A 19,874-nucleotide genomic window follows, 5' to 3' on the forward strand; every position below is an offset into this window, starting at 1 on the left:
CATGGACGCGCTTGTGTCTGGTCGCCACCCCGCCGGGCGATCCGCCCCGGAATGCACTCACTTAGGTTCCGAGCGACAGCCGCCGGGAAAGTTTCATCGACAATTTCCGGAATCAAGTCCTTCGTGCCGCGGTCAACCGACCAGTCCATCTACTTAAGCACGACTCACGCCATGTGCCACTGAGGCTTGACAATGAACAATCCATTCCCGGCGGACACCCCCGATCCCAACATCGACAACCCGGTGATACCGCCGAGCGAACCGCAGCCGATACCCGAACAGGATCCGCCCGACAAGAACCCGCCGCCAAGGGAAGAACCGCCACCGACGATGCCACCGGTGATTGTGAACCCTGAATGACGACAGTTGATCGTTCCCCCGTGCTGGCAGGAGAACAGCTCATGGGTGATCCCTGTCGATCAGTTTCACAATCCCCGGCATCACACTGAACACCCCCAGCGCCAACAACGTACTGAGCACCGCCGTCGCCTCCCGGCCCAGTCCGGCCGCGACGCCGATGGCGGCGGTCATCCACAGGCCGGCGGCGGTGGTCAGGCCTTTGACGTGGCCCTCATCGCCATCGTGGTTTTTCAGGATGGTGCCGGCCCCCAGGAAGCCGATCCCGGCAATCACGCCCTGCACCACCCGGCTCATGGCATCGGCCTGCGAACCGGACATCTGCGGCACCAACACGAACAGCGCCGCCCCCATCGCCACCAGCATATGGGTACGCACGCCGGCAGCCTTGCCCTGGTGTTCACGCTCGAACCCGAGAATCCCGCCCAGCACCGCGGCCATCAACAGGCGCACGGTCACTCGTGTCAGTTGCGAGGCATCGGCGATGTCGGTGAACTCGGCTTGCAGGGTCAGCCAGACTTCGTGCCACCAGGTATTCATGGGGTTGTCCTTGTGAGAGGCCATGGAGGGTGGACCGCAGCGACCTTTAATCGGTTGCACAGAACGATGACCGGTGGTTGCGGCCTGAAACTTTAGATTCCATTTAAAAAAGGACCCCGCCATGACTGTGCGCATCGAGAACCAGACCTGCTTTTTCACCACTGAAAATGGCGAACTCATTCGTCTGTGTCCCGACGTGACCATCATCACCGACGGTGCCAAGGCCATGTCGGCGGTGGACATCGAAGGTCAGCGCATCTACATCACGGAAGCCGAGGCAGACGCCTTGACCGTCGCAGGCGCGGTGGATGGACGCCGGCACCTGAAAGCCACCGACAGTGGTTCGGTAATTTGACCGGGATTGATCCGCACCTGCCGTCACTGTTTTGGAAAGGCCCTTGGGCCCGACAACGACGGGTGCTTCAAGTTGTCGCAGGTGGTGCGGACACGACCATCTGATCCGCTTTTTAATGCAATACCTGAGTCTGTTATGCAAACAGATCGCCGCTCATAGTGCTCATGCCTGATGGAGGCTGATGAGCGAAAGACCATGAGCGAAAGAATCCCCGTCCGAACCGTAGAAACCTTCGAGCCTTCGCGTCCAAAGATAAAGGCCAAATCCAGCGACAACCTGATCCACACCCGCAGCTTCACCGGGCTGTTCCGCAACCTGCGCATCAGCGGCGCCGGTTTTCTGTTTTTGCTGTTTTTCGGCACTGTGTGGCTGAACTGGGGCGGCCGCCAGGCGGTGCTCTGGGACCTTTCCGAAAGCAAGTTCCATATCTTCGGCGCGACCTTCTGGCCGCAGGATTTCATTCTGCTTTCGGCGTTGTTGATCATCGCCGCGTTCGGCCTGTTTGCCATCACCGTATTCGCGGGACGGGTCTGGTGCGGCTACACCTGCCCGCAAAGTTCGTGGACCTGGATCTTCATGTGGTGCGAGAAGATCACCGAAGGCGAACGCAACCAGCGGATCAAGTTGCACGCCGCGCCCTGGGGCCTGAACAAGCTGATGCGGCGCTCGGCCAAGCACACCTTGTGGCTGGCCATCAGCCTGCTGACCGGCCTGACGTTCGTCGGCTACTTCACGCCGATCCGGCCGTTGGCCGAAGAGCTGCTGACCTTCCAGATGAGTGGCGTCAGCCTGTTCTGGGTGCTGTTTTTTACCGGCGCCACGTACATCAATGCCGGTTGGCTGCGTGAAGCGGTGTGTATGCACATGTGCCCCTATGCGCGGTTCCAGAGCGTGATGTTCGACAAGGACACCCTGACCATTTCCTACGACGTGGCCCGAGGCGAAAACCGTGGCCCGCGCAAGCGCGAGGTCAAACCCGCCGAAGTCGGTTTGGGCGATTGCATCGATTGCCAGCTGTGCGTACAGGTCTGCCCGACCGGCATCGACATTCGCGATGGCTTGCAGATGGAATGCATCGGTTGCGCCGCATGTATCGACGCCTGTGATTCGATCATGGACAAAATGGGCTACGCCCCGGGGTTGATCAGTTACACGTCCGAGCATCAGTTGCAGGGTGGCAAGACTCACCTGCTGCGTCCGCGCCTGATCAGCTACACCGCCGTGCTGCTGGTGATGATTGCCGCCCTGGTGATGGCGCTGGTGGAACGGCCGATGGTGTCCCTCGACGTCAGCAAGGACCGGGGCCTGTTCCGCGAGAACAGCCAGGGGCAGATCGAAAACATCTACAGTCTGAAGGTGATCAACAAGACCCAACAGCGTCAGGACTATCAATTGAGCCTGGTCAATGCCGGTGATTTCCAGTTGCAGGGCAAGACCGAATTCAGCCTGGCGCCGGGCGAGATTGTCGATGTGCCGGTGTCGGTGGCAATGCTCACGGAGCGCCCTGCCAGCAGTTCGCAGAGCATCGGCTTCAAGGTGGTCGACAGCGATGAGCCTGGTGTCTACAGCGTGGCGAAGAGCCGGTTTGTTGCGCCGATGAATCGCTGAGCCTTTACACTGCGGTGCTGCCATTCGCGAGCAGGCTCGCTCCCACACAAAACGGCGCAGTACCTGTGGGAGCGAGCCTGCTCGCGATGAAGTCACCTCGACTTTCTGAATGACCTCAATCGGGCCTCTGATGAAACGCTACGAAAAATTCGCCGACGACATCGCAGAACTGATCCGCTCCGGCGTCCTGGGTCCCGGCCAGCGGGTGCCGTCGGTGCGCTACGCCAGCCAGACCTACGGCGTCAGCCCGTCCACGGTGTTCCAGGCCTATTACCTGCTGGAACGTCGTGGCCTGATCCGCGCCCGTCCGCGCTCCGGCTACTTCGTCAACGCCCATGCACCCCGGCCGTTTTCCGAGCCGGTGATCAGCAATGAGGTCAACGAGTCCACGGAAGTCGACGTCAGCGAACTGGTGTTTTCGGTGCTCGACTCGATCAAGGACCCGAACACCGTGCCCTTCGGCTCGGCGTTCCCCAGCCCGACGCTGTTTCCCCTGCAACGCTTGTCCCGCTCCCTGGCCAGCGCCAGCCGCGAGATGGACCCGCGCATGGTGGTCACCGACATGTCGCCGGGTAACCCGCAACTGCGTCGGCAAATCGCCCTGCGCTACATGGTCGGCGGGCTGATGCTGCCCATGGAAGAACTGCTGATCACCAACGGCGCCCTCGAAGCACTGAACCTGTGCCTGCAAGCGGTGACGGAGCCCGGCGATCTGGTGGCCATCGAAGCACCGGCGTTCTACGCCTGCCTGCAAGTGCTCGAACGACTGAAACTCAAGGCCGTGGAAATTCCCGTGCACCCGCGCGATGGCATCGACCTCGGTGTGCTCGAACAAACCCTGGAGCGCCATCCGATCAAGGCCTGCTGGTGCATGACCAGCTTCCAGAACCCCATGGGCGCGACCGTGCCCGAGGTAAAGAAACAGCAGCTTGTTGAATTGTTGCGGCGCCACCAGGTGCCCCTGATCGAAGACGATGTCTACGCCGAACTGTATTACGGCCAGCAAGCACCGAAACCGGCCAAGGCCTTCGATACCGAAGGCCTGGTGATGCATTGCGGCTCGTTCGCCAAGAGCCTGGCCCCCGGCTACCGCATCGGCTGGGTCGCCGCCGGGCGTTACGCGCAGAAAGTCGAACGACTGAAACTCATGACCTCGCTGTGCGCTTCGATGCCGGCCCAGGCCGCCATCGCCGATTACCTGCAACACGGTGGCTACGACCGGCACCTGCGCAAATTGCGCCACGCCCTGGAAGACCAGCAAAGCGCCATGCTCGCCGCCATCGCTCGCTATTTCCCGGCACAGACGCGGGTGAGCCAACCCGCCGGCGGGTACTTTCTGTGGCTGGAATTGCCGGAGCAGATGGATTCGTTGAAGTTGTTCCAGATGGCATTGGCTCAAGGCATCAGCATCGCACCGGGGCCGATCTTTTCGCCGACCCAGCGTTTCAGGAACTGTATTCGGTTGAATTATGGCAGTCCGTGGACCGAGGAATCGGAGAAGGCGATGGAGACGTTGGGGCGGATTGTGCGGTCGTTCTGATGGTTGGATGTTGCCTGCTCTATCGCCTTCGCGAGCAGGCTCGCTCCCACAAGGGTTTATCGGTGCACACAATATCTGTGAACACTGGAGATCCACTGTGGGAGCGAGCCTGCTCGCGATGAGGCCATATTCAACAACACAAAACTGAAGCGTTAACGCCCACCCCCCAGATCAACAAAAGTCCCCGTCGCATAAGAAGCCTTGTCCGACAGCAACCAGACAATCGCCTCCGCCACTTCATCCGGACGTCCGCCCCGGGCCATAGGAATCGCCGACTCCAGCTTGCTGACCCGATCCGGATCGCCGCTCAAGGCATGGAAATCGGTGTAGATGTAGCCCGGACGCACGGCGTTGACCCGAATCCCCTCGCCCGCCACTTCCTTGGACAGGCCGATGGTGAAGGTGTCCAGCGCGCCTTTGGACGCTGCATAATCCACGTACTCGTTGGGTGCCCCCAATCGCGAGGCGACCGACGATACGTTGACGATGCTGCCACCCTGCCCGCCGTGCCTGGGCGACATGCGCAGGATCGCGTGCTTGGCACAGAGGATCGGCGCCAGGACGTTGGTTTTCATGATCTTGAGAATGCGGAACTCGGACATCTCGTCGACTCGGGACTTTTGTCCGACGGTGCCGGCGTTGTTCACCAGCGCGGTGACCCGGCCCAGTTCACTGTCCACCCGATGGAACAGCGCGATGACTTCGTCTTCGATGCTGACGTCGGCCCGCACTGCAATGGCTTGCGCACCGAGTGCGCGGACTTGCTCCAGCACGCCGAGGGCGGCCCGTTCGTCCGCCTGATAGTTGATGCAGATCCGATAGCCCTGCGCGGCGGCCAACAGAGCGGTGGCCGCACCAATGCCGCGGCTACCGCCGGTGATGACGATGACTTTGTCCATGCGAGCTTTTCCCCCAATCGAAGCTTAAGCGGTCGGGGGCAAGAATAACCGCCATTGGCGTTTTTTGCATGGCTTCACGTCAGCTGTCATGTCACCGACATTTCACGCTCGGTACTGGCTTTGAGCGGTTCGACCAATTGCTCCCCGCGATGGATTTCCATCATGAAACCCGCGGCCGGCAGCGGATGCCCCAGCAGGTAACCCTGCAACGAATCGCAGCCGAGCTGAGTCAGGAAATCCTGTTGCACACCCGTCTCCACACCTTCGGCGACGATGCGCAGCCCCAGCGCCTGGCCGAGGGCGACGATGGCCGAAACGATCGCAGCGTCGTCGCTGTCGTGCTCCAGGTCCCGCACAAACCCCCGATCGATTTTCAGTTCGTTGGCCGGCAAGCGCTTGAGGTACATCAAGCTCGAATAGCCCGTACCAAAATCGTCGATGGACAGGTCGACACCCATTTCCGACAGTTCCTGCAGCACCGTCATACTCGCATCGGCATCGCTCATGGCGGTGGTTTCGGTGATTTCCAGGGTCAGACTGTTGGCCGGCAGATGGTGGGTCGCCAATGCCTTGGCGACGCTCTGGACCAACCCGGCATGGCAAAACTGAATGGCCGACAGGTTCACCGCGATGCGCCAATCGGTGTAGCCCAACACGTACCACTCGCGCATCTGGCGGCACGCTTCGTTGAGCACCCACTCGCCGATTGGAATGATCAGCCCGGTTTTTTCCGCCATGTCGATGAATTTGTCCGGCAACAGCATCCCTTGCGTCGGGTGCTCCCAGCGCAACAAGGCCTCTGCGCCCACTGGCCGGCCATTGGCGGCGTCGAACTTGGGCTGGTAATGCAGGCTGAATTCCTGCTGTTCCACGGCATTGCGCAGGTCCTGCAGCAATTGCAGCTGTTTGCGGGCGTTGCTGTTCATCGAAGCATCGAAAAAGCTGTAGCCGTTTTTACCCGCGCCCTTGGCGTGGTACATCGCCGCGTCGGCGTTCATCAACAATTCGTGGGCGGACTGGCCGTTACCCGGGTAGAGCGCGATACCGACGCTGGCGGAAATGTGCAAATCATGTTCGGCAACCCGGAACGCACGCGCGATCAACCCGACCTGACGGGCCGCCAGGTTCAAGGCGTCATTCTGTTCGCTCAACTGCACCAGCAACACGAACTCGTCGCCGCCGATGCGTGCCAGGGTGTCCTGGCTGCGCAAGTCTTCGCGCAGGCGCACGGCCACTTCGCGCAACAGCAGATCACCCATGTGGTGGCCGAAGGCATCGTTGACCGGTTTGAAGCCGTCCAGGTCGATGAACATCAGGGCAAAGCACCCTCCCTGTTCCCGGACACGCGACATGGCCTGGTCGATTCGATCGGCAAGCAACGTCCGGTTCGGCAACCCGGTGAGGGTGTCGTGCAGGGCCAGTTGGGTCAGTTCACGGTTGGCCTCGGTCAACGACTGGGCCAGACTCGCAGTGCGAGCCTCCAGGCGTGCATCGAGGATCGAGGTCAGCAAGGCAATGCTCAGCACCGCCAACGTGGTGATCAGCACCAGGTTGTCCAGGCCATTGCCGCTCAATCCATTGACCGCTGCGCCACAAAAACTGCCATCGGCAAAGCGTGCGGCGGCCATTCCGGTGTAGTGCATGCCGACGATGGCGATGCCCATGATCACGGCGGCGCCACCACGGATCAGTCGGACATAAGGCGTGTGCTGGCGCAGATGGAAAGCGATCCATAATGCCGCGCCCGATGCACCGACAGCGATCATCAGCGAGGCGCCGAACAGCGTCGGGTCGTAGTCGATGCCCGGTTGCATGCGCATGGCGGCCATGCCGGTGTAGTGCATTGCGCTGATGCCGGCGCCCATGACCAACGCGCCAAAGGCCAGTTGCCAGGCCGGCAATTGCGGCTGGCTGACCAGCCACAGCGCAAAACCGCTGGAAAGCACGCCGATCAGCAGCGACAACAGGGTGATGGCGCCGTCATACCCAAGATCGATCGGCAACTTGAACGCGAGCATGCCGATAAAGTGCATCGACCAGATGCCGATGCCCATGGCAACGGCCCCGCCCGCCGTCCACAAATGCACGGCGCGGCCTTTGGCGGTGGCGATGCGTCCGGTAAGGTCGAGTGCGGTGTATGAAGCGAGAATCGCTACGCAGAGCGAAATGATGACCAGGGTGGGGGAATAGCTGCCGATGAGCATGGAGACTTCTCGCGAATGCCCCCCCTTACTGGTATTGATTCTCGCTGGGGGGAAAATGCGGCGATTGTACTGATTCCAAATGAGAACGCACTCACAAAATGAGCAAAGGGCCATCAGTCCGATGAAACGCTTGTTTTAAGGTTTTACATTAACTCCTTTCTAACGCACAAAACCTGTGGGGGTGAGCTTGCTCCCACAGGGATTGCGCTATCGGCTATCGCTCACCTCAAGCTGCCCGTCCCAGCCACCCCCCAACGCGGCAATCAACTGCACGCTGGCGATCAGGCGGCTTTGCAACAGGTCCAGGTTGCTGCGTTCATTGCTTAGCGCCGCCGCCTGGGTCACCACCACATCGATGTACGCGATCAAACCGGCCTTGTACTGATTCTGGGTCAGGCGCAACGATTCCCGGGCAGCATCCAGTGCTTGTTGGCGCACGACAGCTTCGTCCTCAAGCACCTTGAGCTGCACCAGGAAGTTTTCCACTTCGCGGAATCCGTCCAGCACGGTCTGACGGTACTTGGCCACCGTTTCGTCATAGGCCGCTTCACTGCGGTCGACTTCCGCCGAGCGCTGGCCGCCGTCGAACAGGGTCATGGCCAATTGCGGTCCGACCGACCAGAAACGGTTCGGCAGACTGATCCAGTTGGCGTAGGTGCTACTGCTGTAACCGCCGTTCATGTTCAGGGTCAGGTCGGGGTAATAGGCGGCCTTGGCCACGCCGATATTAGCGTTGGCGGCCATCACTGAACGCTCGGCGGAAGCAATGTCCGGGCGACGCTCCAGCAGCTGTGAAGGCAGTGCCGGCGGCACTTGCGGCAACTGCGGGATGTCCTGGCTTTCCGCCAGGCTGAACTGCGAAGGCGGCAGGCCGATCAGCACGGCGATGGCGTTCTCGAACTGGGCGCGTTGCCAGATCAAGTCGACCATATCGGCTTCGGTGCCTTTGAGCTGCGTCTGGGCCTGGGCCACCGCGTCCTTGCCCGATACGCCGGCGCGGTACTGGTTTTCGGTCATCTTCAACGAGCGCCGATAAGCCTCGACCGTGTCCTGGAGCAGGCGTTTCTGGCCATCGATCACCCGCAATTGCAGGTAATTCTGCACCAGCTCCGACTGTTGGCTCAGGCGCATGGCCGCCAGATCGGCAAAGCTGGCCTGGGCATTCGCGGTGTCGGCTTCGAGGCCCCGGCGCAGCTTGCCCCAAACGTCCGCCTCCCAACTGACGCCCGCCTGGGCCGAGTACGTGTCGCGAATACCGCTGGACGAACTGCTCAGGCTGGAGTTGCTGCTGCCGGTGCCCTGGCTTGAACGGTTTTTGCTGACGTTCAGGTCCACCGTCGGGAAAAACGCCCCCCGTGCGCTGCGCACCAAGGCCTGGGCCTGGCGGTACTGCGCTTCGGACTGGGCGACGGTCTGGTTGGCGCTGTTGAGTTTTTCGATCAGGTCGTTGAGCTGCCGGTCGCCATATAATTCCCACCACGCGCCGCGCGCCAGGGCATCGCTCGGATTGGCCTGACGCCAGCCCTCTGCGGCCTTGTACTGCGCCGGTTCCGCGGTTTGCGGGCGCTGGTAATCCGGGCCGACGGCGCAGGCACTGAGCATCGCCACGCACAGTGACAGGCTCAACAGGCGCGAGCCTCGAGCCGTGAGCAGCGGCGCAGCCAGGTTGAAAAGCGAACGTTCAGTCATAGCGGAGTTTCCAGGGCAGCATCGGTACGCACGCCACGCCATTTATTGAAGCGATGGCGCAGTCTGTCGAGATAGAGGTAAACCACCGGGGTGGTGTAAAGCGTCAGCACCTGGCTGAAGATCAGCCCGCCGATGATGGTCAGGCCCAGCGGCTGGCGCATTTCCGCCCCTTCGGCGCGGCTGAGCAGCAACGGCAAGGCACCGAGGATCGCCGCCAGCGTGGTCATCAGGATTGGTCGCAAACGTTGCAGGCAGGCGCTGCGGATCGACTCCAGCGGGGCCATGCCCTGGTTTCGTTCCAGCTGCAACGCCAGGTCGATCATCAGAATCGCGTTCTTCTTCACCACGCCGATCAGCAGAAACAGCCCCAGCAACGAAATCAGACTGAACTCGCCACCCAGCGCATAGATCGACAGCAATGCGCCGACCCCGGCCGACGGCAGGGTCGAGAGAATCGTCAGCGGGTGAATGTAGCTTTCATACAACACACCCAACACCAGATACACCGCCACCAGCGCCCCCAGAATCATCCACGGCTGACTTTTTTGAGTCGCCGCGAAAGCGTTGGCGGTGCCGGCCATTTTCGCGATCACGTCTTCCGGCAGGCCGACCTTGGCAATCGCCCGCTCGATGGCGGCACCGCCCTGCTCCACGGTCACGCCTTCGGCCATGTCGAAGGCAATGCTTTCCGAGGCGAACTGACCTTCGTGGCTGACCCGGTCGTTTTCCAGGCTGTTCTCGTAATGGGCGATGGTCGACAGCGGGATCCGCGCGCCATCGGCGGTGATCACCTGGACCTGCTTGAGCGTGATCGGGTCCTGGGCGTACTTCGGATTGACCTCCATCACCACCTGATACTGGTTGAGGCTGTCGTAGATGGTCGAAATCTGCCGCTGGCTGTAGGCGTTGTTCAGCACCGCCGTGACCATGTCCATGTCGACACCCAGGCGCTTGGCCTGGTCACGGTCGACGATCAGGGTCACTTGCCGGGCGCCCCGGCCTTCCCGCGCATCGATCGCCGTCAGTTCCGGCAAGGCCTTGAGCGCGGTGACGACTTTCGGGTACCACTCGCGCAATGCCCCCAGATCCCCGCTCTGCAGGATGTACGAGTACTGCGAGGTGGTCTGCTCGCGACCGCCACCGAATTGCAGGTCCTGGTCCGCCATGAGCATCAGTTGTGCCCCGGGAACCTTGGGCATTTCCTTGCGCAGGCGCTCGATGACTTTCTGCGCCGAAATGCTGCGCTCCTTGATCGGCTTGAGGCGAACCAGCATGAAGGCGTTGTTGGTGCCGTTATTGCCGCCAATGAACCCGGCGACGCTTTCTACCGCCTCATCCTTCAACACCGCCCGGCGGAAAATCTCCATCTTCGGCTGCATCACGCTGAACGACAGGCCATCGTCGCCGCGCACGAAACCGATCAGCTGGCCGGTATCCTGCTGCGGTAAAAATGTTTTAGGAACAACGATATACAGCGCGATGTTCACACCAATTGTCACAAACAGACTGAGCAATGTCAGGCGCTTGTGGCGCAGCACCCAGTCGAGACTGGTGGCGTATTTGCCGACCATCCAGTCGTTGGTTCGTCGGCTCCAGCGTTGCAGACGGTTCTCCTGCCCCGGCGTGTGCGGCTTGAGCCAGCGGGCGCAGAGCATCGGGGTCAGGGTCAACGACACCACCAGCGAGACCACGATGGCCGCCGCCAGGGTGATGGAGAACTCGCGGAACAGGCTTTCAATGATCCCGCCCATGAACAGGATCGACAGGAACACCGCCACCAGCGATACGTTCATCGACAACAAGGTAAAACCGACTTCCTGGGCACCCAGGTACGCGGCCTGCATCGGCCGCACGCCTTCGTCGATGTGCCGGGAAATGTTCTCCAGCACCACGATGGCATCGTCCACCACCAGCCCGGTGGCCAGGATCAGCGCCATCAGCGACAGGTTGTTCAGCGAAAAGCCATAGAGATACATCACGGCAAAGGTGCCGACCAGCGACACCGGCACCGCCAGGGTCGGGATCAGCGAGGCGCGGAAGTTGCCGAGGAACAGGAACACCACCAGGATCACCAGCGCCACGGCGATCAGCAGGGTCATTTCCGCTTCGTGCAGCGTGGCCTTGATCACCGGCGAGCGGTCCATGGCCAGGTTCAGCTTGACGCTGGCGGGCAGCACCGCCTGCAACGCCGGCAACTGCGCCTTGATCTCGTTGACCGTCTCGATGATGTTGGCGCCGGCCTGCCGGTTGATCACCAGCAGCACCGCCGCGTCGTCGTTGAAGAAACCGCTGTTGTAGCGGTCCTCGACGCCATCGCTGACCTTGGCCACATCCTTCAGGCGCAGGGCCGCGCCGCCGTTGTAGTGGATGATCAGCGACTCGTAGTCCCGGGCTTTTTCCAGCTGGTCGTTGGCCTGGACCTGCCACAGCCGTTGATCGTCTTCCACCGACCCCTTGGGCCGGCGCACGTTGGCATTGGCGATGGTGTTGCGCACATCGTCCAGGGCCACGCCGTACTGGTTCAACGACTGCGGTTCAAGCTCGATACGTACCGCCGGCAGCGAACTGCCGCCGATCTGCACTTCACCAACGCCCTGCACCTGGGACAGGCTCTGGGACAGGATCGTCGAGGCCAGGTCATAGAGCTGGCCTTTTTCCAGCACATCCGAGGTCAGCGACAACACCATGATCGGCGCCTGGGACGGGTTGACCTTCTTGTAGGTCGGCATGCTGCGCATCCCGCTCGGTAGCAATGTGCGCGAGGCATTGATAGCCGCCTGCACTTCCCGCGCTGCGCCGTTGATGTCGCGGTCCAGGTCGAATTGCAGGATCACCCGGGTCGAACCCTGGCTGGAGCGGCTGCTCATGGTGTTGACCCCGGCAATGCTGCCGAAGGAGCGTTCCAGAGGCGTGGCCACGGTGGACGCCATCACCTCGGGGCTCGCCCCCGGCAGGCTGGCCTGGACCACGATCACCGGAAAGTCCATTTGCGGCAGCGGCGACACGGGGAGCAAACCGAAGCTCACGCCGCCCAGCAGCATGATCGCCAGGCTCAGCAACATGGTCGCGACCGGGCGCTTGATGAAAGGTCCGGAAAGATTCATGGTTGCTCTACCGCTTCCACGGACTCAGGCTTGCGGCCCCAGCGCCGACCGAGACGGTCGAAATACAGATAGATCACCGGCGTGGTGAACAGCGTCAGAACCTGGCTCAGCAACAGCCCGCCGACCATCACCAAGCCCAGCGGCTGGCGCAGTTCCGCGCCGGAACCGGTGGCCAGCATCAATGGCACGGCACCGAACAGCGCGGCCAGGGTGGTCATCAGGATCGGCCGGAAACGCAGCAAGGCCGCCTGATAGATCGCCGTTTGCGGGTCCATGCCCTGGTTGCGCTCGGCGTCGAGGGCGAAGTCGATCATCATGATCGCGTTCTTCTTCACGATGCCGATCAGCAGAATGATGCCGATGATCGCGATCATGCCCAGGTCATTGCCGCTCAGGATCAACGCCAGCAAGGCGCCCACCGCCGCCGACGGCAGGGTCGAAAGAATGGTGATCGGGTGGATGTAGCTCTCGTAGAGCACGCCCAGCACGATGTACATGGTCACCACCGCCGCCAGTATCAGCAGCAAGGTGCTCGACAACGAAGCCTGGAACGCTTGCGCCGCGCCCTGGAACTGGGTCTGCACGCCAATCGGCATGCCAATGTCCTTCTGCACCTGCTCGATGATCTCGACCGCATGCCCCAAGGCCACGCCGGGCGCCAGGTTGAAGGACATCATCACCGCCGGGAACTGGCCGATGTGGGTGATCGCCAGTTGCGCCTGACGCTCTTCGATGTGCGCCAGGCTTGACAGGCGCACCTGCCCGCCATCAGTGGTCTTGACGTGAATCTGCTCCAGCGCCTGCGGGCCGATCTTCTCGCCGGACTGCGATTGCAGCACCACGCGGTACTGACTGGCCTGGGTGTAGATCGTGGATATCTGCCGCTGACCAAAGGCGTCGTACAACGCATCGGTGATGTTCGACACCGACACCCCAACCCGCGACGCCGCATCGCGGTCGATCACCAGGTAGACCTGCAAGCCCTTGTCTTGCAAATCGCTGGCGACGTCGGTCAATTCCGGCCGGTCGGCCAGGGCCTCGACCAGACGCCCGCTCCACAGGCTCAGCAACGCCGAGTCCGGTGACGACATGCTGAACTGGTACTGCGTGCGACTGACCCGGTCTTCGATGGTCAGGTCCTGCACCGGCTGCATGAACAGGCGAATGCCCACCAGCTTGTCCAGCTCCGGTTGCAGCCGGGCAATCACTTGCGTGGCGCTCAGGTCGCGGTCGTGGTGCGACTTGAGGTTGATCAGCAATCGGCCGCTGTTGAGCGTCGAGTTGTCGCCATCCACGCCAATGTAGGAAGACAGGCTCTCGACCGCCGGGTCGGCCAGGATCACCTTGGCCAGTTCCTGCTGGCGCTCGCTCATAGCCGTGAAGGAAATCGATTGCGGCGCCTCGGAAATGCCCTGGATGACGCCGGTGTCCTGCACCGGGAAGAAGCCCTTGGGCACCACCATGTAGAGGATTACCGTCAGCGCCAAAGTGCCAATGGCCACCATCAGGGTCAGCGGTTGGTGCTTGAGCACCCACTGCAACTTGCGTCCGTAGGCGGCGATCATCCAGTCGATGAACGCGCCGCTGGCACGGTAGAAACGGCCCTGCTCTGCTTCCTTGGGTTCACGCTTGAGCAACCGCGCGCACATCATCGGCGTCAGGGTCAGGGACACCACCAGGGAAATCAGGATCGCCACCGCCAGGGTGATGGCGAATTCGCGGAACAAACGCCCGACCACATCCGCCATGAACAGCAACGGGATCAGCACGGCAATCAGCGACAACGTCAGGGAGATCAGGGTGAAACCGATCTGTTTGGCGCCTTTGAGCGCAGCGTTCAGAGGGCTGTCGCCTTCTTCGATGAATCGGGAAATGTTCTCCAGCATGACGATCGCATCGTCCACCACGAAACCGGTGGCGATGGTCAGGGCCATCAGGGTCAGGTTGTTGACCGAGAAGCCTGCCAGGTACATCACGCCGAACGTACCGATCAGCGACAGCGGCACGGCCACCGACGGAATGATCGTGGCGCTGGCGCGACGCAGGAACAGGAAGGTGACCATGACCACCAGGGCGATGGCGATCAGCAATTCGTGCTGCACGTCCTTGACCGAGGCGCGGATGGTCTGGGTGCGGTCGGTCAGCACCACCACGTCGAGGCCGGCCGGCAGGTTGTCGGTGATGCTCGGCAGCAGGGCCTTGATCCGGTCCACCACCTCGATGACGTTGGCGCCGGGCTGACGCTGGATGTTCAGCAGCACGGCCTGGTTCTCGTTGGCCCACGCAGCGAGGCGCTCGTTCTCGGCGCCGTCGACGATTTGTGCCACGTCCTTGAGCCGCAGCGGTGCGCCATTGGCGTAAGCCAGGATCAGGTTGGCGTAGTCCTTGGGCGACGTCAGTTGATCGTTTGCATCGAGCATCGAGACCCGGGTCGGGCCGTCGAAGTTGCCCTTGGGCTGGTTGACGTTGGAGGCGCCGATCAGGGTGCGCACGTCCGACAGGTTCAGACCATTGGCGGCCAAGGCCTCCGGATTGACCTTGATCCGCACGGCCTGGCGCTGGCCGCCGGCAATGCTGACCATGCCGACGCCGCTGATCTGCGCAATCTTCTGCGCCATGCGCGTATCGACCAGGTCATTGAGCTTGGGCAGCAGCATGGTCTTGGAGGTGATGGCCAGGGTCAGCACCGGCGTGTCGGCCGGGTTGACCTTGTTGTACACCGGTGGTGCCGGCAGGTCCTTGGGCAACAGGTTGGTCGCGGCGTTGATCGCTGCCTGCACCTGCTGTTCGGCCACGTCCATGTTGATGTCGAGGCTGAACCGCAGGGTCAGCACCGACGCCCCGCCCGAACTGGTAGAAGCCATTTGCGTCAGGCCGGGCATTTGCCCGAACTGCCGCTCAAGCGGTGCGGTCACCGCGCTGGTCATGACATCCGGGCTGGCGCCGGGGTACAGGGTCATGACGCGAATGGTCGGGTAATCAACCTGGGGCAACGCCGACACCGGCAGCAGACGATAGGCGATGACGCCGGCCAGGATAATGGCCAGCATGCTCAGCGTGGTGGCTACCGGGCGAAGGATGAACAGCCGCGAGAGATTCATGCGCCGCCCTTTTTCGCCTTGTCAGTGGTCGCAGGCTCAGCCGCGTTGACCGCTGACTTGCCTTGCAGGTGTTCGGTTGGCGTGGTCGGCACGTCCTGGCTGTCATTGACCACCTCCACGTCGCTGCCGTCCTTCAGGCGGTCGGTGCCCTCCAACACGACCCGGTCGCCCGCCGACAGGCCTTCGGTGACCACAGTGTTCACGCCGTCACTGGCGCCGACTTTCAACTGACGGATCTTGACCTTCTTGTCACCGTCCAGGGCATAGGCGAACGTACCGTTGGTACCGAACTGGATCGCGGCCGAAGGCACCAGTACTACATCTTTGAGGGTATCGGCCAGCAGGCGCACATTGACGAACTGGTTGGGGAACAGCGACTGATCGCGGTTCTCATAACGGGCCTTGAATTTCAGGGTGCCGGTGGTCACGTCGATCTGGTTGTCCAGACTCTGCAGCACGCCAGTGGCTTGCAATTTGGTATCACCGCGATCCCAGGCTTCAGCCGGCAACTTGGCGCCGCTGCGATAACGGGCCAGAACGGTGTCGAGGCTGTTTTCCGGGAGGGTGAAAGCCACGCTGATCGGTTGGGTCTGGGTGATGATCGCCAAGGCGGTGGTGTCGTTGGCGGCTACCAGGTTACCGACGTCCAGTTGACGCAGGCCGACGCGACCGGTGATCGGTGCGCGGATCCTGGTGAATTCGAGATTGAGTTTGGCGTCGTTGACCGCCGCCTGATTGGTCTTGACCGTGCCCTGGAACTGACCAACCAACGCTTCGGCGGTGTCCAGGGTCTGCTTGGCAATACTGTCTTCGCGGTACAGGCCGCGATAGCGCTCGACGTCGACCTGGGCGTTTTTCAGCTGCGCCTGATTCTGCAGCAAAGTGCCTTCGGCCTGAAGCAAGGCGTTCTGGTAAGGGCGCGGGTCGATTTCGGCCAGCAGGTCGCCGGCCTTGACCATCTGCCCTTCTTCGAAATGGATCTTGACCAGCTCACCGCCGACGCGGCTGCGGACATTGATGGTATTCAGCGCCGTGACCGTGCCCAGCGCCTTGAAATAAAGCGGGAAATCCCCCTTGACCGCCGGCGCCACTCGCACCGGTACCGGTCCGGACGCGCCACCGAATCCAGGTCGCATTCCGCCTGACCTGCCGGTTTGCCCGGCGACGGCTTTCTGCCCCGCAGCCTCTTTGGGTGCAGCGCTGCCGGGCCAGAACTTCCAGCACAAGCCAGCGATGACCAACAGGACAAGCAGGCCGAACAGCCAGCGACGGGGACTACGGGAAGCGGAGGATTGCATTGAGTGATCAACCATTGGGCGCGTGGGCTTTTTTACATGAGGCTGAACGATAAGCACTGGCGGGTTTTAAGCAAAGCGCCTTTACCGGCAATTTACCTTTGGCTTACGTAGCAGGAGATTTATCCAAGACACTGAAACACAAATGAAAACGGCCTGGACAGAGCCAGGCCGTTAACAATTGTAAAGCTTTACTTACTTCAATACGGCAAGGGCTGCTTCGTAATTCGGTTCGTCAGCGATTTCGCCAACCAGCTCGCTGTGCAGCACGTTGTCGTTCTCGTCCAGAACCACCACGGCACGGGCGGTCAGGCCTTTGAGCGGGCCGTCGGCGATGGCAACGCCGTAGTCCTGGATGAACTCGGCACCGCGCAGGGTCGACAGGTTCTGTACGTTTTCCAGGCCTTCGGCGCCGCAGAAACGGGCCTGGGCGAATGGAAGGTCAGCGGAGATGCACAGTACGACAGTGTTGGCCACGTCGCTGGCCTGGGCGTTGAACTTGCGCACCGAGGTGGCGCAGGTCGGGGTATCAACGCTTGGGAAGATGTTCAGCACTTTGCGCTTGCCGGCAAAGTCTTTCAGGGTGACGTCGGACAGATTGCCGGCAACCAGGGAAAAGGCTGGCGCCTTGGAACCGGCTTGTGGCAGTTGGCCGTTGACTTGAACCGGGTTGCCTTTAAGGGTGACTTGAGCCATGAACGGAGTCCTTCTGAACGTTGTGGTGGAGAATTTTGACGAGGCCGAAGTTAACCATGAAATTGTCCTGCGACCTATGGCCAAACATGAATTGTCATGTAACAAGATACAAAACTGGATACAACCCACAGACCCGTGGCAGCGAGCCTGCTCGCGAAAGCGCAATGTCATTCAACATCGCGGGCGACTGATCTGACGCCATCGCGAGCAAGCTCGCTCCCACAGGGTTTGTCTGTTAGCCGAACAAGTCGGCAAAAGTACAGAGTACGCCCTCACCCGCCGCCACCCGATGTTCATGACGAAAGGCACGTGACACGTCATCGGCGAAAACTTTTGTTAACACTCTGTCGAATTGCTCCACCGTCGTTCGACTATAAATCGAGCCACTCAACTGCAACGGAGACGACACCATGCGATTCATGATCATCATCAAGGCCAGCCAGGATTCCGAAGCCGGCGTCATGCCCAGCCAGGAACTGCTGACGGCCATGGGCAACTACAACGAGGAACTGGTCAAGGCCGGCATCATGCTCGCGGGCGAAGGCCTGCACCCGAGCAGCAAGGGCGCACGGGTAAAATTTTCCGGTGACAAACATACGGTAATCGACGGCCCCTTCATCGAAACCAAGGAACTGATCGCCGGTTTCTGGTTGTGGAAAGTGAAGTCCAAAGAAGAAGCCATCGAATGGGTCAAGCGCTGCCCCAACCCGATGCCGGGCACCGAGGCCGAGATCGAGATTCGTCAGGTGTTTGAAGCCGAAGATTTTGGTGCCGAGTTCACGCCGGAACTGCGCGAGCAGGAAGAGCGTGTGTGGGAGCAGGCGAAGAAAAACTGAATCCCCGGCTGGGGCGAGCCTGCTCGGGATAGTGCCGATCAGTCGCCCCTGTTTACTGGTTGCAAACCTCAGTCGCAAGCACGCTCTGTCCCTGCGGGATATTGCCTACACCCCCTAGCCACCATCCTCCCCCGACAGATCACCTTCAGACGGCAACCCCTTGTTTCGTATTAACTTCTTAGTACACAAAAAAACAACGAGAACCTGCACACAAAACGAAAGAATTAACTCATTCGACTGGCTAACTCATATTTAGATGCTTAACTCTATCTGACGCGTCCTACGGCTCGTTCAGAAAGGGATTACGGAGTAACGGCCAAAAATAAGGCCGAGTATCCAATGAGCCACTAGGGAATCGGGGGAATCATGTCGAAAAATATGGAGATGCGCGCCTTTTTTTTGGTGAGTCTGCATACGCCTTGCCTTTATACCCGGGCACACCCCAACACCCCGTCCAACCTGTCGCACGCCGCAAGGCTCTCGACTGATACGCCCTCCTTTTCTGTGCTCCATTCCATCCGGTTTGCGTACGCACCACGCGCTCGATGTGTTCGCCGAGCAATCGCCGCACTAACCCGCCCAGGCCATAAAACAGCTATCCATGAACGCTGGTATTTGCCAAAACCGCAAGTCAGCAACGGCGAATGGAAAATGCCGCTGTTGAACCCCGTCAATCAAAAACAATAAGTGGAGTCAGTCATGATCAGGCCTCTCGTAGTGCGCCCCCTGTTGTTGGCGCTGTGCATGGTCAGCGGCAGCCCGTTGGTACTGGCGGCTGAAGGTGGTGTCGGACGGCCGATCACCGGCCAGCAAGTGTTCTCCAATGCCGGGATCGTGCCGCCGGAACCCGGCTGGGTCATGTCCCTGACCAGCATCTGGTACGACGGCGACCTCAAGGGCAACGCCCAGGTGCCTTTGGTGGGGGCCACCAGTACCGGGCTGGACATGAAGGTTTCCTACACCATGGCCAACTTCACCCATGTCTGGGACACCGGCAAGGGTCGCTGGAACTATGCATCGGCCGTTGGCGTTCCGGTGCAGTACACCGACATCACGGCCAACATCACCGGTCCCCGAGGCAGAACACTAGGCTCTTCCGACACTGGCACGCAGTTCGCCGACATGCTGGTGACGCCGATTGCCGCCGGCTATCACTTCGACGAACTCAATCACATATCGTTCTCGCTGCCGATCTACGTGCCCACCGGCGCCTACAACGACGATCGCCTGGCCAACCCCGGGCAGAACAATTACACCTTCATGCCGACCGTGGCGTTCACTCATCTGGACGGCAAGGGCGGCGAATTCACGCTGTCGAGCGGCCTGGAGTTCTACACCGAGAACGATGCCACCGATTATCGCAACGGCAACATCTACACCCTCGATGCGTTATGGACCCACGGCTTTGGCAACGGCTGGAACGCCGGTATCGCCGCCGGTTACATCCAGCAAGTTACTGATGACTCGGGGGCCGGTGCCGACAGCGGTTTCCGCGGTCGTTCCGTGGGCGCCGGCCCGACAGTTGGCTGGACCGGCAAATTCGCCGACGCCCAGGCCAACTTCAACGCGCGCTGGGTGCCGGAGTTCGACACCAAGAACCGCCCTGAAGGCAATGGAATCAGCGTCAACATGACCCTGGCGTTTTTCTAG

General features: G+C 61.1%; 15 protein-coding genes. 7 read left to right on the forward strand and 8 right to left on the reverse strand.

Annotated features, from left to right (window positions below):
* Positions 1–192 precede the first annotated feature (192 nt).
* Entirely contained in the window at positions 193–360 is a 168-nt protein-coding gene (locus AC3ITA_RS15505; RefSeq protein WP_172435337.1) for a hypothetical protein, read from the forward strand.
* A 39-nt stretch (positions 361–399) separates the two neighbouring features.
* Here AC3ITA_RS15505 and AC3ITA_RS15510 read toward each other — a convergent pair whose 3' ends face one another.
* On the reverse strand, positions 400–897 hold the full coding sequence (locus AC3ITA_RS15510; protein ID WP_095943595.1) for an MgtC/SapB family protein: 498 nt from the start codon (positions 895–897) through the stop codon (positions 400–402).
* Positions 898–1,018: 121 nt separating this feature from the next.
* Here AC3ITA_RS15510 and AC3ITA_RS15515 point away from each other — a divergent pair, with 121 nt between their 5' ends.
* From AC3ITA_RS15515 to mapR, 3 genes are all read left to right on the forward strand, one after another.
* Positions 1,019–1,252 (forward strand): DUF3203 family protein, encoded by a 234-nt coding sequence (locus AC3ITA_RS15515; RefSeq protein ID WP_414928789.1) that lies wholly within the window; start codon positions 1,019–1,021, stop codon positions 1,250–1,252.
* A 195-nt stretch (positions 1,253–1,447) separates the two neighbouring features.
* A complete protein-coding gene (gene ccoG, locus AC3ITA_RS15520; protein ID WP_489277726.1) occupies positions 1,448–2,860 on the forward strand; it encodes a cytochrome c oxidase accessory protein CcoG in 1,413 nt (470 codons plus the stop codon).
* A gap of 130 nt (positions 2,861–2,990) precedes the next feature.
* Complete coding sequence (mapR, locus tag AC3ITA_RS15525) at positions 2,991–4,400, forward strand: GntR family transcriptional regulator MpaR (protein ID WP_095943607.1); 1,410 nt, start codon at positions 2,991–2,993, stop codon at positions 4,398–4,400.
* Positions 4,401–4,552: 152 nt separating this feature from the next.
* On the opposite strand, the gene AC3ITA_RS15530 is transcribed toward mapR, so the two are convergent.
* The 7 genes from AC3ITA_RS15530 to tpx all read right to left on the reverse strand — a co-directional run bounded on the left by AC3ITA_RS15530 (position 4,553) and on the right by tpx (position 17,388).
* Positions 4,553–5,299 carry an SDR family oxidoreductase gene (locus AC3ITA_RS15530; protein ID WP_150672906.1) on the reverse strand — a complete coding sequence of 249 codons (747 nt, stop codon included), beginning with the start codon at positions 5,297–5,299 and terminating at the stop codon, positions 4,553–4,555.
* Positions 5,300–5,385: 86 nt separating this feature from the next.
* Complete coding sequence (locus tag AC3ITA_RS15535) at positions 5,386–7,503, reverse strand: putative bifunctional diguanylate cyclase/phosphodiesterase (protein ID WP_489277728.1); 2,118 nt, start codon at positions 7,501–7,503, stop codon at positions 5,386–5,388.
* 207 nt (positions 7,504–7,710) lie between these two features.
* Positions 7,711–9,192, reverse strand: a complete 1,482-nt coding sequence (locus tag AC3ITA_RS15540) for an efflux transporter outer membrane subunit (protein ID WP_150672908.1) — start codon at positions 9,190–9,192, stop codon at positions 7,711–7,713.
* The gene (locus AC3ITA_RS15545; protein WP_489277730.1) at positions 9,189–12,296 is read right to left on the reverse strand and encodes an efflux RND transporter permease subunit; all 3,108 of its coding nucleotides are present in this window, start codon (positions 12,294–12,296) and stop codon (positions 9,189–9,191) included. The genes AC3ITA_RS15540 and AC3ITA_RS15545 overlap by 4 nt, the downstream gene beginning before the upstream one ends.
* On the reverse strand, positions 12,293–15,397 hold the full coding sequence (locus tag AC3ITA_RS15550; RefSeq protein WP_489277732.1) for an MdtB/MuxB family multidrug efflux RND transporter permease subunit: 3,105 nt from the start codon (positions 15,395–15,397) through the stop codon (positions 12,293–12,295). The genes AC3ITA_RS15545 and AC3ITA_RS15550 overlap by 4 nt, the downstream gene beginning before the upstream one ends.
* The gene (locus tag AC3ITA_RS15555) at positions 15,394–16,710 is read right to left on the reverse strand and encodes an MdtA/MuxA family multidrug efflux RND transporter periplasmic adaptor subunit (protein ID WP_095944773.1); all 1,317 of its coding nucleotides are present in this window, start codon (positions 16,708–16,710) and stop codon (positions 15,394–15,396) included. Before AC3ITA_RS15555 ends, AC3ITA_RS15550 begins: the two co-directional genes overlap by 4 nt.
* A 177-nt stretch (positions 16,711–16,887) precedes the next feature.
* Positions 16,888–17,388, reverse strand: a complete 501-nt coding sequence (tpx, locus tag AC3ITA_RS15560) for a thiol peroxidase (protein ID WP_414928794.1) — start codon at positions 17,386–17,388, stop codon at positions 16,888–16,890.
* A 410-nt stretch (positions 17,389–17,798) separates the two neighbouring features.
* Here tpx and AC3ITA_RS15565 point away from each other — a divergent pair, with 410 nt between their 5' ends.
* The 3 genes from AC3ITA_RS15565 (at position 17,799) to AC3ITA_RS15575 (ending at position 19,874) form a co-directional block, all read left to right on the forward strand.
* Positions 17,799–18,224: a YciI family protein gene (locus AC3ITA_RS15565; protein WP_095944775.1), complete on the forward strand. Its 426-nt coding sequence runs from the start codon at positions 17,799–17,801 to the stop codon at positions 18,222–18,224.
* A gap of 366 nt (positions 18,225–18,590) precedes the next feature.
* Entirely contained in the window at positions 18,591–18,911 is a 321-nt protein-coding gene (locus AC3ITA_RS15570; RefSeq protein WP_141250055.1) for a hypothetical protein, read from the forward strand.
* A gap of 12 nt (positions 18,912–18,923) precedes the next feature.
* Positions 18,924–19,874 carry a SphA family protein gene (locus AC3ITA_RS15575; protein ID WP_489277735.1) on the forward strand — a complete coding sequence of 317 codons (951 nt, stop codon included), beginning with the start codon at positions 18,924–18,926 and terminating at the stop codon, positions 19,872–19,874.

This window comes from Pseudomonas sp. GL_090, assembly GCF_057837765.1.